At 64.3% G+C, this 13,430-nt stretch carries 12 protein-coding genes and 1 riboswitch; of the genes, 7 read left to right on the forward strand and 5 right to left on the reverse strand.

Going from position 1 to position 13,430, the window contains the following annotated elements; genetic code table 11:
- Window positions 1-64: 64 nt before the first annotated feature.
- Both VGO12_RS16175 and VGO12_RS16180 read left to right on the forward strand, forming a co-directional pair.
- Window positions 65-634, forward strand: coding sequence for a CarD family transcriptional regulator (locus VGO12_RS16175; protein ID WP_077968346.1), 570 nt, complete (start codon window positions 65-67; stop codon window positions 632-634).
- Window positions 635-943: 309 nt separating this feature from the next.
- Window positions 944-1,810, forward strand: a complete 867-nt coding sequence (locus VGO12_RS16180; protein ID WP_327513763.1) for an RNA polymerase factor sigma-32 — start codon at window positions 944-946, stop codon at window positions 1,808-1,810.
- A gap of 437 nt (window positions 1,811-2,247) precedes the next feature.
- Here VGO12_RS16180 and VGO12_RS16185 read toward each other — a convergent pair whose 3' ends face one another.
- The 4 genes from VGO12_RS16185 to thiB form a co-directional block, all read right to left on the reverse strand.
- Entirely contained in the window at window positions 2,248-3,759 is a 1,512-nt protein-coding gene (locus tag VGO12_RS16185) for a M48 family metalloprotease (RefSeq protein ID WP_327513764.1), read from the reverse strand.
- Window positions 3,760-4,060: 301 nt separating this feature from the next.
- Window positions 4,061-4,777, reverse strand: a complete 717-nt coding sequence (gene thiQ, locus VGO12_RS16190; RefSeq protein WP_327513765.1) for a thiamine ABC transporter ATP-binding protein — start codon at window positions 4,775-4,777, stop codon at window positions 4,061-4,063.
- Entirely contained in the window at window positions 4,774-6,378 is a 1,605-nt protein-coding gene (gene thiP / locus VGO12_RS16195; protein WP_327513766.1) for a thiamine/thiamine pyrophosphate ABC transporter permease ThiP, read from the reverse strand. The genes thiQ and thiP overlap by 4 nt, the downstream gene beginning before the upstream one ends.
- Before the next feature lie 31 nt (window positions 6,379-6,409).
- On the reverse strand, window positions 6,410-7,432 hold the full coding sequence (gene thiB, locus VGO12_RS16200) for a thiamine ABC transporter substrate binding subunit (protein WP_327513767.1): 1,023 nt from the start codon (window positions 7,430-7,432) through the stop codon (window positions 6,410-6,412).
- Window positions 7,433-7,481: 49 nt separating this feature from the next.
- Window positions 7,482-7,600, reverse strand: a riboswitch (TPP riboswitch).
- Between the two features lie 128 nt (window positions 7,601-7,728).
- On the opposite strand from thiB, the gene VGO12_RS16205 reads away from it, so the two are divergent.
- From VGO12_RS16205 to VGO12_RS16225, 5 genes are all read left to right on the forward strand, one after another.
- The gene (locus VGO12_RS16205; protein ID WP_327513768.1) at window positions 7,729-8,214 is read left to right on the forward strand and encodes a GNAT family N-acetyltransferase; all 486 of its coding nucleotides are present in this window, start codon (window positions 7,729-7,731) and stop codon (window positions 8,212-8,214) included.
- Window positions 8,215-8,298: 84 nt separating this feature from the next.
- On the forward strand, window positions 8,299-8,949 hold the full coding sequence (locus VGO12_RS16210) for a thiamine diphosphokinase (protein ID WP_327513769.1): 651 nt from the start codon (window positions 8,299-8,301) through the stop codon (window positions 8,947-8,949).
- Window positions 8,950-8,952: 3 nt separating this feature from the next.
- Window positions 8,953-10,779, forward strand: coding sequence for an ABC-F family ATP-binding cassette domain-containing protein (locus VGO12_RS16215; RefSeq protein ID WP_327513770.1), 1,827 nt, complete (start codon window positions 8,953-8,955; stop codon window positions 10,777-10,779).
- Between the two features lie 78 nt (window positions 10,780-10,857).
- Window positions 10,858-11,361 carry a MarR family transcriptional regulator gene (locus tag VGO12_RS16220; RefSeq protein WP_327513771.1) on the forward strand — a complete coding sequence of 168 codons (504 nt, stop codon included), beginning with the start codon at window positions 10,858-10,860 and terminating at the stop codon, window positions 11,359-11,361.
- Window positions 11,358-12,596, forward strand: a complete 1,239-nt coding sequence (locus VGO12_RS16225) for a multidrug effflux MFS transporter (protein WP_327513772.1) — start codon at window positions 11,358-11,360, stop codon at window positions 12,594-12,596. The genes VGO12_RS16220 and VGO12_RS16225 overlap by 4 nt, the downstream gene beginning before the upstream one ends.
- Before the next feature lie 62 nt (window positions 12,597-12,658).
- Here the strand turns inward: VGO12_RS16225 and VGO12_RS16230 are convergent.
- Window positions 12,659-13,430 (reverse strand): argininosuccinate synthase (locus VGO12_RS16230; RefSeq protein WP_327513773.1); only part of this gene is annotated, 772 nt, incomplete at its 5' end.

The raw sequence follows: 13,430 nt of genomic DNA on the forward strand, positions 1-13,430 counted from the left end.
CCGGGCCTCACTGACCCGGCCCCGGCCATAATGGCCGGCGCGAAACAGGGAGTTTTTGAAACGAATGACGACCCAGCAGAAAAAATCTTCGACACGCCAGGGCTTCAAGACCGGTGAATCGATCGTCTATCCGGCCCACGGCGTTGGCCAGATCGTGGCGATCGAAGAGCAGGAAGTCGCCGGCATGAAGCTTGAGCTTTTTGTCATCGATTTCGAGAAGGACAAGATGCGCCTGAAAGTGCCAGTGGCGAAGGCTGTCAGCATCGGCATGCGCAAGCTGTCCGAAACCGATTTCGTCGATCGCGCGTTGAAGGTTGTGCAGGGCAAGGCTCGCGTGAAGCGCACCATGTGGTCGCGCCGCGCGCAGGAATACGATGCCAAGATCAATTCCGGCGACCTGATTTCCATCGCGGAAGTCGTTCGCGATCTCTATCGCGCCGAAAACCAGCCGGAACAGTCCTATTCCGAACGCCAGCTTTATGAAGCTGCCCTCGACCGTATGGCGCGCGAAATCGCTGCCGTGAACAAGATGTCGGAAACCGAGGCTGTCCGCCTCGTCGAGACGAATCTCAGCAAGGGCCCGAAGCGCGGCAAGGCGATCGACGAAGACGACGCCCAGGACGAAGCTGCATAAGCCTTCCAACAGCTGACAGACTGCAAAAAAGCCCGGCCATCGCGCCGGGCTTTTTCTTTGTTTCGATGGAACTTTTGCCGGAGGCGCGCATTTACATTAGCCGGCAGGAACGCGCCGCTTTCGCGCCGGCCGATCTTGGTTCCGTGATCCGTCACTGTTCAGGTTCGTGATTTGAAAGTTAGGGCGCCGCGTCGTTTCTTCAAGTTGCGACGTCGCGGCGCAAGGACGCCCCTGCTGCCGGACGCCTTATCGGTCTGGCCTAATGGACTTCACACGCAATGGCGCGCAGCGCCAGTCACGGAGCGATCGATGAAGACTCTCACTGCAGACCGGCGGATGATCAAGATCGCGATGGAGGCCCCCTATCTGGAGCGTGACGAAGAGCACGCGCTGGCACAGGCCTGGCGCAACGACCACGACCAGGAGGCGCGCAACAAGATCGCCATGTCGCACATGCGCCTGGTGATCTCGATGGCGGCGAAGTTTCGCAACTTCGGCCTGCCGATGGGCGATCTCGTCCAGGAGGGCCATATCGGTCTCCTCGAAGCCGCTGCCCGCTTCGAGCCGAGCCGCGAGGTGCGGTTTTCGACCTATGCGACCTGGTGGATACGCGCATCGATGCAGGACTATGTCCTGCGCAACTGGTCGATCGTTCGCGGCGGCACGAGCTCGGCGCAAAAGGCACTTTTCTTCAATCTGAGGCGCTTGCGCGCACGTCTTGCGCAAGGGGATCGGCAGCTTACATCGCAGGCTATGCATGAGGAGATTGCCGCCGCTCTCGGTGTCAGCATCGCCGACGTCCAGACGATGGACGCCCGGCTGTCGGGCAGCGACACCTCGCTGCAGGCGCCGGTCGGTGGCAGCGATTCAGACGGCGGCGAACGCCTCGACTTCCTCGCCTCGGATGCGCCCCTGCCGGACGAACAGGTCAGCGACATGATCGACGGCGAACGCGCCCGCCTGTGGCTGCGCGATGCGCTCTGCGCGCTGACCGAACGGGAGATGCGGATCATCCGCGCGCGCAGGCTGTCGGAGGACGGCGCGACCCTCGAGGAACTCGGGCTGGATCTCGGCATTTCCAAGGAGCGCGTACGCCAGATCGAGACCCGGGCGCTCGAAAAGCTGCGGGCTGCGCTGGCCACCAGGGCGCCGGCCCTGACGGCCGGTATCCACTGAAGCCCGGTATCCGCTGAAGCCTGGCCTGCAGGCTGCTTCGGACGAGCGCGTCGCGATTCCCTCCGGAACCGTCTTCTGCGCTTCAAGCTATTGATCTGTCGCAGGTCGCAGACCGACGCGCACTTTTGCGACAGGCGGCCGGCGACGAAATATTGGAGCGAGGGTCGCTGCGGGCCTTGGGTTGCTGCAGATCTCGGTCACGGTCGGTCATGAGTCAGGCGGCGGTGCGCTTTTAGCGCGCCCGGATTTCGACAGATGAGTTCACGACCTATAGCCTGCTATCGACTTTCCTCTTTCACGAGCGATTGCGTTGCCGAAAGCGAGCTTTTGCGCAGCCAGGCGAGCTGAGACGGCAAGATGCGCCACCAGTGGCGGTTTGCTGCACGCTCCGCGGTCTCCACCCAATTCCGGCAAGTCTTGCAAGGACGGCAGCCGCCCTATTCGGAGACGATCTTGACCTTGTCGCCCGGCTTGATCGTCGAGGTGACCTGCATGGCGTTGATCACCCTGAACAGATCGAGCTTGCGGTCCGTCCCCATCATGCGGGCAGACAGCGTTGCGATCGTGTCGCCCGCCCTGACCGTCACCACCCGGATGCGCAACGGCTTCAACGACTGGGCTTCGGCCGGCGTCATGCGCCGGAACGAGTTGCGCAGCTGATTTGCCGTCGGCTCGAGCGCGTTCGATCCCTTGGGGACCGCTGTCAGGAAACGATAGATGCGGCTGTCGATCCGGATGACTGTAACGTCGAAATCCCAGCGATCGGCCGAGGCGCGCGCCGTGGCCGCCTCGAGGCCATTGATGCTGATCGGCTTGATCGTGTCGGGCTGCAGGCCCGTGACCCAGCCGCTCGCGATATAGCTCGTCAGGCTTCGCCCGCCGGTATCGGCCACGCCATCGAAGCGCACCGCGATGTCGCCGGCGCCGGTTGCCAGAACCGCTTCGGCCTTGTTGTCGATCTGGAAGCCCGCGGGCACGTCGAAGCGAATGCCGAGCTGGCCATGGAGAAATGTCTGGCCGCGGACATAGCCTTCCTGCGGGCTGTCGCCGTAAAGCAGGCCATCGATCCCGGCAAGGTAGTAGTCGCGCCCGCGATCGCCGCTTGAGCCTTCGGGACCGAAGGCGCGCGCATGCCTGCGGGCAAGGTCGACGCGCTGGGGTGCATTCGGGTGGCTGGACAGGAAGTCGAGGCTCTGGTCGGATTCCGGGTCGACGGCGGTAAAGCGGCTATAGGCAGCCATCGAGTCAAGGAAGCGCGCGGCCGCATAGGGGTCGTAGCCGGCTTCGCCGAGCATGCGCACGCCGATAACGTCGGCCTGGAGCTCCTGGTTGCGCGAGAAGGCCGCAAGCCTCAGCTTGCCGCGGGCCAGCGCCTGCTTGCCGGCGAGATCGGAAGAGAGAACCTCGGAGACGACGCGGCTGGCGATCACCTCGGCTTCTTCGCGCTGCTGGCGTTCGATCCCGTGGTTGGCCGTCACGTGCGCCATCTCGTGCGACAGCACGGCCGCGACCTCGGAGGCGTCGTTGGCAAGCGCCAGCAGGCCGCGGGTAACGTAGAGATAGCCGCCAGGCAGGGCGAACGCGTTGATCGCCGGCGAATTGAGGATGGTGATCCGATAGGACTGCTGCGGGTTTTCCGAGACCGCCGTCAGCGCGCCGGTGATGCGCGCGACAAGCCGCTCGGTCTTGGCGTCCTTGTATTCGCCGCCATAGCTCGCAACGATGCGCGGGTGTTCGCGCGCGCCGAGCTGTGCGCGGGGATCGTTCTTCTGGACTTCCTCGACGATCTGCGGGTTGGAAGACGGGGAGACGGTCGGCTCGTAGGTCTGTTCGATCACCGACTGGCATGCGGAGAGAAGCGTGGTTGCGAACAATGCAACCACCGCGCGTGCACGCAGCCGCCCCCGTTTCGGCGGGAACCGGTCGTGTGTGACTGTATGCCTCTCCATGCCTCAGCCCGTTTCCCGTCTGTCGCACCACCCGCATAGCGCGGGCCGATGGTGCGACAGCGTTGAAAGTCCTCGTTTTTCAGTCCGGCGCCGTTGCTCCGCCGTGACTGTTCAGCCTTGGTCTTGCTGTATCTGATTTCAGCGCCACCTGCCTAGTTTGTCTCGGTAGAAATAGTTGCCCCGTGGTATCACGGCAACGGATGCGCGAATATTCACGCACCTGCCGGACATTTCGCGCGTCGCACGGCGCCGCGGTCAAATTGTGGCAAACGGCCGAAGCGGGAAACAAAGCACCCTTCCGTCACGCGGTGCCAAGGAAGCGGTCGATCGCGGCATTGTCCCTTCGCTCCAGAAAGCGCTCAAGGCTATCGTGCGCGATGATACGCCCCTGGTCGAGAAAAAGCACGCTATCGGCCAATGCCCTCACGTCCTCGGGATGGTGGGTGATGAGCAGGATGGTGTTGCCCTCCTCCGCATGGAGTTCGCGCAGAAGGTTGCGCATGCCGGCGCGCATGCCGGGATCGAGCGCCGCGAAAGGCTCGTCCAGGAGCAGCAGCGGTCGACGGCGGACGAGCGCGCGCGCGAGTGCGACCCGCTGGCGCTCCCCGCCTGAAAGCGTGGACGGCAGCCTCTTTGCAAAGCCTTCGAGCCCGACGCGCAGGAGCGCCTTTTCGATCGCTGCGCGGTCATGCGCGCTCAAGCGCAGCGCCGGACTGATACCGAGGCCGACATTGGTCGCGACATCGAGATGGGCAAAGAGGTTGTTGTCCTGAAAGACCATCGACACCGGCCGCTTCGAGGGCGCCCAGTCGGCTACGTCTTCCCCCAGAATGCGGATCTCGCCGCGATCGGGCTCTTCGAAGCCGGCGATGAGATGAAAGAGCGTCGACTTGCCCGAGCCCGAGGCCCCGGCAACCGCGACGATGCCGCCGGCGGCGACGCGACAGTCGAAGGAGAGCGTCGTGGTGTCGTAGCGAACTTCGACATTGCTGATTTCGATCGCGGCTGGGTCGTTCATGCTGTGCGTCTTTCCGGCTGGCGACCGTCGTTCGCCGTGCCGAGGATGGTGAAGATCAGGCAGAGAAGCCCGAGGAAAAGGGCAAGGCCGGCCGCATCGGTGGTCCGGTAGCTGCCCATGCGGCTATAGAGCAGCCAGGGCAGGGTCACCATATCCTGCGAGCCGAAGAGGGCGACGGCGCCAAGGTCGCCGAGCGACAACGCCATGGCAAAGGAAAGGGCCATCAGAAGCGGTTTTCGAAGAACGGGAAGGTCGATCCATCGCAGGCGATCAAAGCCGCGGATGCCGAGGCTTGCCGTCAGGCGTTCGCAGCGCGCCGCATGTGTCGCCATCGCCGGCGCGAGGATGCGGTGGACGAAGGGCAGCGCCATCAAGGCATTGATCGCGACGACAATGGCCGGCGCGAAGCGGGCGACGTCGCCGAGCGGGCGAAGCAACAGGAACCAGCCCGCGCCGAGCACCACCGGTGGCACGAGCAGGATCAAGGATGCGCTGGCACGCGCGGTTCCGGCAAAGCCGCGGGCAGCCGGCCCGGCGTGGCGCGGCGCCAAGACCGTCGCCGCCGCCCGGATCATCACCGCCGCCATGGCGACAGAGGCAAGGGCCGATGCCAGCGCAATGGCCGCACTCGTCGCAAGAGCCCGGTGTACGGCCGGATCGCGCGCAAGCTTCCAGAGGTCGGCCTGCAGGCCGGACGCGACGACGGCTGCCAGCGGTGCCGCAAGGAAAAGCAGGGCGATGACGATCCAGGCGCCATCGACGGTGCGGGCGAGAGGGGACGCTCCGTCAAAGCGGCGAACCGTGCGGCCACCGGTCATGCCCTCCTCGGGCTCCGTCGCAAAATGCCGAAGCACCAGCAGGATCAAGCCCGTCATGGCGATCTGCAGGCCCGAAAGGGCTATGGCGCGCGGCGGGTCGAAATCGAAGCGCAGCGCCTGGTAGATCGCCACCTCGATCGTGCTGGCGGCCGGCCCTCCGCCAAGCGTCAGAACGAGGGTGAAGCTGGTGGCGCACAGCATGAAGACGAGGCCGGCAGCACCGGGCAGCAGGCCGCGAAGCACCGGCCATTCGATAAACCGGAAAAGACTGTGGTTCGGCATGCCGAGATTGGCGGCCGAGCGCCAATACTCGGCGGGAATGCGCTCAAGCCCGGCAAGAAACAGGCGCGCTGCGAGCGGCATGTTGAAGAAGACGTGCGCGAGGAGAATGCCGAACAGGCCGTAGATACTGACCGCCTGCTCGAGGCCGAGAAGGCGAAGGCCGGAATTGAGGAATCCTTGCCGGCCCCAGATCTCGATCAGGCCCAGAGCGCCGACGAGAACAGGCAGGCCGAGCGGCAGCGCCATCAACCGCAGCAGCCAGATGCGGCCGAAGAACTGCGGGCGCCGCGCCAGTGCCCGCGCCACCGGTATCGCAAAGAGCACGGACAAGAGGGTGGAAAGGCTTGCCTGCAAAAGGGTGAAGCGGGTCACGCGCCAGAGATAGGCGTCGAAGAGAGTGCCTCCGTCCGTGCCGCCGGTCTGCGCCAAAAGTGCTGCAATGGCGAGGCCGACGAAAGAGAGGAAGGCGCCGAGGCAAACTGCCCCGGCGACAACGGTCATGCGGTTTTCGCGAAGCGCGAACAATCCAGCCTCAGTTCTTGCTCATCGCGGCAAGCCACTCGTCGATCCAGGCCTTGCGGTTCTTTGCGACCTCTTCGGAGGGGAGCAGGAAGGTGTTTTCCGGCTTCACCAGCTTGTTGAAGGCGTCCGGCAGCGGCTCCTTGGTGGCAGCGACCGGCATCATCCAGTTGGTCGTGGGGATGATCGACTGGAATTCGGGGCCGGTCATGAAGGCGAGGAACTGCTTTGCGAGATCCGGCTCCTTGGCGTTCTTGGTCATGCCGGCGACTTCGATCTGGATGTAATGACCCTCGGAGAAGGCCGCCGCCTGGTATCGCTCGGTGTTCTCCGCGACCATGTGGTAGGCCGGTGACGTCGTGTAGGAGAGCACCATCGGCGCTTCGCCCTTGGTGAAGAGGCCGTAGGCTTCCGACCAGCCGGGGGTGACGGTCAAAACGCGGTCTTTGAGCTTGGCCCAGGCAGCACCGGCTTCGTCGCCATAGACGGCCTTGACCCAGAGCAAGAGGCCGAGGCCCGGCGTCGAGGTGCGCGGGTCCTCGATGACGATCTTTTGCGACGGATCGCCTTCGACCAGCTCCTTGAGGCTCTTTGGCGGCGTCTTCAGCGTTTCGGTGTCGTAGACGACAGCGAAATGGCCATAGTCGTAGGGCAGGAACGTGTCGTCGGAAAAATTGCCGGGAACCGTGAGGCCGGTTGCTTCGATGCCGTGCGGCGCGAAGAAACCGGTGGCCTTGGCTTCAGCCACAAGGTTGGTGTCGAGACCGAGAACGATATCGGCCTTCGAGGCTTCGCCTTCAAGCTTCAGGCGCGTCAGCAGCTCGACGCCATCGGCGACGCCGACATAGCTGACCTTGCATTCGCAGGTCTTTTCGAAAGCTTCGGCGACCTTGGCGCCCGGGCCCCATTCGGTGATGAAGCTCTCATAGGTGTAGACGGTGAGCGTTTTTTCGGCAGCCGAAGCGGCGCCGACGAAAACGAGGGTCGCGGTTGCGGCCAGCGCCACCCGGCGAAACAGTTTCAGTGAATTGGACATGTAAAGCACCTCTCCCAAAGTTCGTTGTTGCATGGGAAAAGGGCGTATCGATCCGATCGCGTCTAATCCCTCCGCCGGTATGAGCCGGATCAGGTTCCGCGGGTTGGCGTTTCGACGCCTCTCAGCCTCCGGCCGCCATGCGGTCGGGAGGCACCCCGTTAGAGCGGCATGAGATTTACCGCCGCGTTGGTTTGATGGCAAGCAATGTTTGAGCCTGTGGCACATCGTCTTCCGGCGTTTCCGCTCACCGGCAATTGCGTTATGACATCGTGGCAATCAACCGTGAGGAGGCCGCGATGCCAGATATGCTCGTCCGACTGTATGCCCTGCCGACGGAGCCCCAGTCGCGGCTTGGCGCCGGCATCAGCATTCGCCGCGCCATGGCGCCGGAGCGCCGCCTGGTGGTCGCCTGGATCGAAAAGACCTTTGGCGCCGGCTGGGCAGGGGAGGCGGAAGCCGCCTTCTCCTCGACCCCGACGCGCATGCACGTCGCGGTGCGAGACGAAAGGATCGTCGGCTTTGCCTGCCACGATGTCACGGCGCTCGGCTTCTTCGGCCCCACCGGCGTCGATGAAAGCATGCGCGGGCAGGGCATCGGCGAAGCGTTGCTGCTCGCGAGCCTGAACGCCATGCGCGACGCCGGATACGGCTATGCGGTGATCGGAGGCGTCGGTCCGGCGAAGTTCTACGAGCGTGTGGCCGGTGCGATCGAAATCCCGGATTCGACGCCGGGCATTTATGCCGGCATGCTGTTTCCCGATCCGGTGCCGGAAGGGCACTGATCGCCCAGGCAAATTGCAGCGATCGGGGCGGTTGACGGTTTTCTTCGTTTTCCTTCCGCGATCCTTTGCGCTATGGGCTTTGCCATGGCTCGATCGACCTTCACCATATTGCTTGGCGGCGCCCTCTCGCCGACCGGCCGCCTGACGGAGCAGCTCCGCGACTGCCGCTTCGTTGCCGCCGACGGCGGCATGCGGCATGCGCGCCTGCTCGGCGTGACGCCCGACGTCTGGGTCGGGGACTTCGATTCGACCGAGGAGGCTCTGCTGGCCGAATTCTCCGCCGTGCCGCGCGAGCCTTATCCTGCGGCAAAGGCTGCGACGGACGGCGAGATCGCCGTGGAGGCGGCGCTGTCGCGCGGCGCCGATCGCCTGATCTTTGCCGGCGCGCTTGGCGGCACCCGCAGCGACCATGCCTTTCTGCACCTGCTGCAGGCCGTATCCCTTGCCGAGCGTGGGCTGCCTGTCATGATGACCTCGGGCGAGGAGGAAGCCTATCCGCTGCTTGCCGGCGCGTTCGGTCTCGACCTGCCGAAGGGGTGCCTCTTCTCCGTGCTCGGACTGACGGAGCTTACCGGTCTTTCGATCGCCAATGCGCGCTATCCGCTCACCGATTTCACTTTGCCGTTCGGCTCGTCCCGGACCGTTTCCAACGTTGCGGAGGGTCCCCTTCGCTTCACTCTCAAGAGCGGCCGCGCCATCGTGCTTGCCCGCCCCTACGACCTTTCCGGAGCCTGAGCCTTGGCGCCTCCCATTCTGAAACTCGACGACATCTTTCTCACCTTCGGTGGCACGCCTCTGCTTGCCGGCGCCAATTTTCAAGTGGAGCCGGGCGACCGCATCTGTCTCGTCGGCCGCAACGGTTCGGGCAAGTCGACGCTCATGAAAATCGCCGCTGGCCTTGCCGAGGCGCAGTCGGGCGAGGTCTTCCGCCATCCGTCGGCGACGATCCGCTACCTGCATCAGGCTCCTGATTTCGAAGGCTACGACACGGTACAGGCCTATGCCGAAGCCGGCCTCGGCCCGAGCGACGATCCCTATCGCGTCGCCTACCTGCTGCAGCACCTGGGGCTGACTGGTGAGGAGGATCCGGCCAGGCTTTCGGGCGGTGAGGCGCGACGCGCGGCGCTCGCCCGGGTCATGGCGCCGGAGCCGGACATCCTCTTGCTCGACGAGCCGACCAACCATCTCGACCTGCCGACGATCGAATGGCTGGAAGACGAGCTCATCCGCAGCCGTTCGGCGCTGGTGCTGATCTCACACGACCGGCGCTTCCTGGAAAAGGTCTCCACCGCGACCGTCTGGCTCGACCGCGGCCAGTCGCGCCGCCTCGACCGCGGCTTCGCCCATTTCGAGGTCTGGCGCGACGAGGTGCTGGAGGCCGAAGAGCTGGAACAGCACAAGCTCGGCAAGGCGATCGAGCGCGAGGAGCATTGGCTGCGCTACGGCGTGACGGCTAGACGCAAGCGCAACATGCGGCGCCTCGGCGAGTTGCAGACCATGCGGGCGAACTATCGTGGCCACAAGGGACCGCAGGGCACCGTGCAGGCAACCGCCTCCGATGCCAAGGAATCCGGCAAGCTGGTGATCGAGGCAGAAAAGATCAGCAAGGCCTATGGCGATCGCACCATCGTCGCGCCGTTTTCGATCCGTGTGCACCGTGGCGACCGCATCGGTCTCGTCGGCCCGAACGGCGCCGGCAAGACAACGCTTCTGAAAATGCTGACGGGGCAGATCGAGCCGGACACGGGCACGGTGAAGCTCGGCACCAATCTCGAAATGGCGACGCTTGACCAGAAGCGCGAAGACCTCAATCTGGACGACACGCTGGCGCATTACCTGACCGACGGGCGCGGCGACAACCTGCTGGTCAATGGCGAGCAGCGCCACGTGACCGGCTACATGAAGGATTTCCTGTTCCAGCCGGAGCAGGCACGCACGCCGATCCGGGAGCTCTCGGGTGGCGAGCGCGCCCGGCTGATGCTGGCGCGCATCCTGTCGCGGGCGACCAATCTTCTGATCCTCGACGAGCCGACCAACGACCTCGACATCGAGACGCTCGATTTGCTTCAGGAGATCGTCGCCGGTTTTGCCGGAACAGTCATCCTCGTCAGCCACGACCGTGACTTCCTCGACCGTACCGTGACCTCGACGATCGCACCGGCCAATCCCGAGGAGCCGGACGGCCGCTGGATCGAATATGCCGGCGGCTACTCCGACATGATGGCGCAGCGCAAGGGCGCGATCGAAGAGAAGCGCAGGGCCGAAAAGGCGGAAAAGGCCAGGAGCGAAGCGGCCGCACCCACGTCCGAAGCGCCGAAGGCGGCCAAGGGCAAGCTGTCCTACAAGCAGAAATTCGCGCTCGAAAACTTGCCGAAGGAAATCGCCAAGACGGAAGCCGAGGCGGCCAAACGCGAAGAAAAGATGGCCGATCCCAATCTCTTCACAAAAGATCCAAATGCCTTTGCCAAGCTGGCGCAGGAGCTGGAGAAAATGCGCGCCGACCTCGCCCGCATGGAAGAGGAATGGCTGGAGCTCGAGATGCTGCGCGAGGAACTTGAGGGCTGACCGCCGCCGGCCAACCGCGTTGAACCGCAGCCATTGGTATGATAAGGAAAACTTATTATATCAATTGTGAACGATCAGATGCCCTTCAAGCTCGAATCCGAAACCATCGGAATGCTGTTGACCGACGTCTCGCGCCTTTTGCGCGGGGCTTTCGACCGCAAGGTCAACGCCATGGATCTCGGCATCACGCCCGGCGAGGCGCGCACCTTGATCCAGGTGGCGCTGACCGAGGGCATCAAGCAGGCCGAGATCGCCACGCGCATGGGCATCGAGCCGATGACGCTGTCGGCCTATCTCGACCGACTTGAGGCGATGGGCCTTGTCGCCCGTGTCCCAGATCCGGCGGACCGGCGTGCCAAGAATGTCGTGATGACTGACAAGGCTGAGCCGCTGCTCACCGAGCTGATGGCGGGCCTGAGGGAGATGATGAACGCCTATACGGCGGGCCTCGACGAGGCGACGCGCGAGGTGCTGTGCGGCAACCTGCGCGTCCTGCGCCACAATCTGCGTGAGCTTGACCCGTGCCTCGCCGGCAAGGACGCCGGAAAGCTGGCCGATGACAAGAGCGGGGATGGCCGATGACCCGTCGCATGAGCGAGCGGCGCACGAGCATCATCGGCGCCTTCCTGGTGGCCCTCGGTCCCGTTTCTATGGCGCTCTATACCCCGGCGATGCCGGAGCTGGTTCGCGCCTTCTCCTCCAGCGAAGCGGCGATCAAGATGACGCTGTCGCTCTATTTCGCCGGCTTCGCCTTTGCCCAGCTCGTCTCCGGAACGCTCTCCGACGTGATCGGCCGCCGTCGCGCCACACTGATCTTCATGGCGATCTACCTGATTGGCAGCCTGATGGCAGCCTTCGCGCCCTCGGTCGCGGTGCTGCTTGCCGGACGCCTGGTGCAGGGGATCGGTGCTTCCGTCGGCATGACCGTGGCGCGCGCAATCGTGCGCGACCAGTTCACGGGCACCGAAGCGGCGCGGATCATGAACATGATCGGCATGATGCTGGCGCTCGGGCCCGCCGTGTCGCCGACGCTCGGCGGCCTGGCGCTCGGGCTTTTCGGCTGGCAGTCGATCTTCTTCCTGATGGTGGGGTTCGCCGCCATGGCCTGCCTCACCGTGCAGTTCTTCATGGCCGAGACATCGACGCCCGACCCGGCCAAGGGCCACCTGAGGCCGATCCTAGCAGCCTATCGCCGCCTGGTGAGCGACAGCCGCTTCATCTCTTCGACGCTGGTCATCGGCGGCGCCGTCGGCGCGCTTTACGCCTGGGCGACGATGCTGCCTTTCGTGCTCATCAACGAAGTCGGTCTGACGCCGACCGAATTCGGCGTCGGCATGCTGATGCAGTCGGGCCTGTTCTTTTCGGGAACCGTGGTCGTACGGCTGTTGATGCGCCGCTTCACGCCACAGGCGCTGGTGCCGGTCGGCCTCGTCTTCATCGGCGCGGCCAGCCTTGCGCTTGCCTACACCATGCACATGCTACCGCCGAGCTTCCTTTCGGTCATGCTCCCGATCGGCGTCTATGCCTTCGGCATCGCCTTTGTCATGCCCTACATGATGACCGCCGCCATGGCGCCCTTTCCCGATATCGCCGGCACGGCGTCGGCGATGATGGGCTTCGTCCAGATGGGTTCGGGACTGCTCGGCGGAGCGATCGCCGCTGCCGTCGGTGCGCCGGTGCTGGCGCTCGGCGCCATCATCCCGAGCTTCGGTCTTCTCTGCATTCTCAGCTATCTCTGGTATCGGCGCGCGGTCCGGCTGAAGCCGCTGGCAGCGCCTGCTGGGCGCGAAGATGCACTGCCGGAAGCGGCGGAATAGCGCGCGTGAAAAAGCCTCCGCGACCGGGTCGCGGAGGCTTCTTATTTCTGCAGAGTTCGGTCTTAGCGGTTGCGCGCAGCCAGCGTACGCAGGCGCAGCGCGTTGAGCTTGATGAAGCCGGCGGCGTCCTTCTGGTCGTAGGCGCCCTGGTCGTCCTCGAAGGTGACCAGCTTGTCAGAGTAGAGCGACTTGTCGCTTTCACGGCCGATGGTCATGACATTGCCCTTGTAGAGCTTCAGCGTCACTTCGCCTTCGACATGTTCCTGGCTCTTGTCGATTGCCGCCTGCAGCATTTCGCGCTCGGGCGAGAACCAGAAGCCGTAATAGATCAGCTCGGCGTAACGCGGCATCAGCTCGTCCTTGAGGTGAGCAGCACCCCGGTCGAGCGTGATACTCTCGATCGCGCGGTGAGCGGCAAGCAGGATCGTGCCGCCGGGGGTCTCGTAGACGCCGCGCGACTTCATGCCGACGAAGCGGTTCTCGACGAGGTCGAGACGGCCGATGCCGTTGTCACGGCCGTAGTCGTTGAGTTGTGCAAGCAGGGTTGCCGGCGACAGGCGCACGCCGTTGATCGAGACGGCGTCACCGCGCTCGAAGCCGATCTTGATGACGGTCGCCTTGTCGGGAGCGGCTTCCGGAGAGATCGTGCGCATGTGCACGTACTCCGGCGCTTCCTGGGCCGGATCTTCGAGAACCTTGCCCTCGGACGAGGAGTGCAGCAGGTTGGCGTCGACGGAGAACGGCGCTTCGCCCTTCTTGTCCTTGGCAACCGGGATCTGGTGCTTCTCGGCGAATTCGAGCAGGTCGGTGCGGCTCTTGAACGACCAGTCGCGC

It is taken from the genome of Ensifer sp., assembly GCF_035999135.1.
Lineage (GTDB): Bacteria > Pseudomonadota > Alphaproteobacteria > Rhizobiales > Rhizobiaceae > Ensifer.

Coding starts and splice junctions, on each gene's coding strand:
- VGO12_RS16185 (WP_327513764.1), bottom strand. CDS start 3,759: ATGGAGAGGCATACAGTCACACACGACCGGTTCCCGCCGAAACGGGGG.
- thiQ (WP_327513765.1), bottom strand. CDS start 4,777: ATGAACGACCCAGCCGCGATCGAAATCAGCAATGTCGAAGTTCGCTAC.
- VGO12_RS16210 (WP_327513769.1), top strand. CDS start 8,299: ATGGCTCGATCGACCTTCACCATATTGCTTGGCGGCGCCCTCTCGCCG.
- VGO12_RS16175 (WP_077968346.1), top strand. CDS start 65: ATGACGACCCAGCAGAAAAAATCTTCGACACGCCAGGGCTTCAAGACC.
- VGO12_RS16220 (WP_327513771.1), top strand. CDS start 10,858: ATGCCCTTCAAGCTCGAATCCGAAACCATCGGAATGCTGTTGACCGAC.
- thiP (WP_327513766.1), bottom strand. CDS start 6,378: ATGACCGTTGTCGCCGGGGCAGTTTGCCTCGGCGCCTTCCTCTCTTTC.
- thiB (WP_327513767.1), bottom strand. CDS start 7,432: ATGTCCAATTCACTGAAACTGTTTCGCCGGGTGGCGCTGGCCGCAACC.
- VGO12_RS16180 (WP_327513763.1), top strand. CDS start 944: ATGAAGACTCTCACTGCAGACCGGCGGATGATCAAGATCGCGATGGAG.
- VGO12_RS16225 (WP_327513772.1), top strand. CDS start 11,358: ATGACCCGTCGCATGAGCGAGCGGCGCACGAGCATCATCGGCGCCTTC.
- VGO12_RS16205 (WP_327513768.1), top strand. CDS start 7,729: ATGCCAGATATGCTCGTCCGACTGTATGCCCTGCCGACGGAGCCCCAG.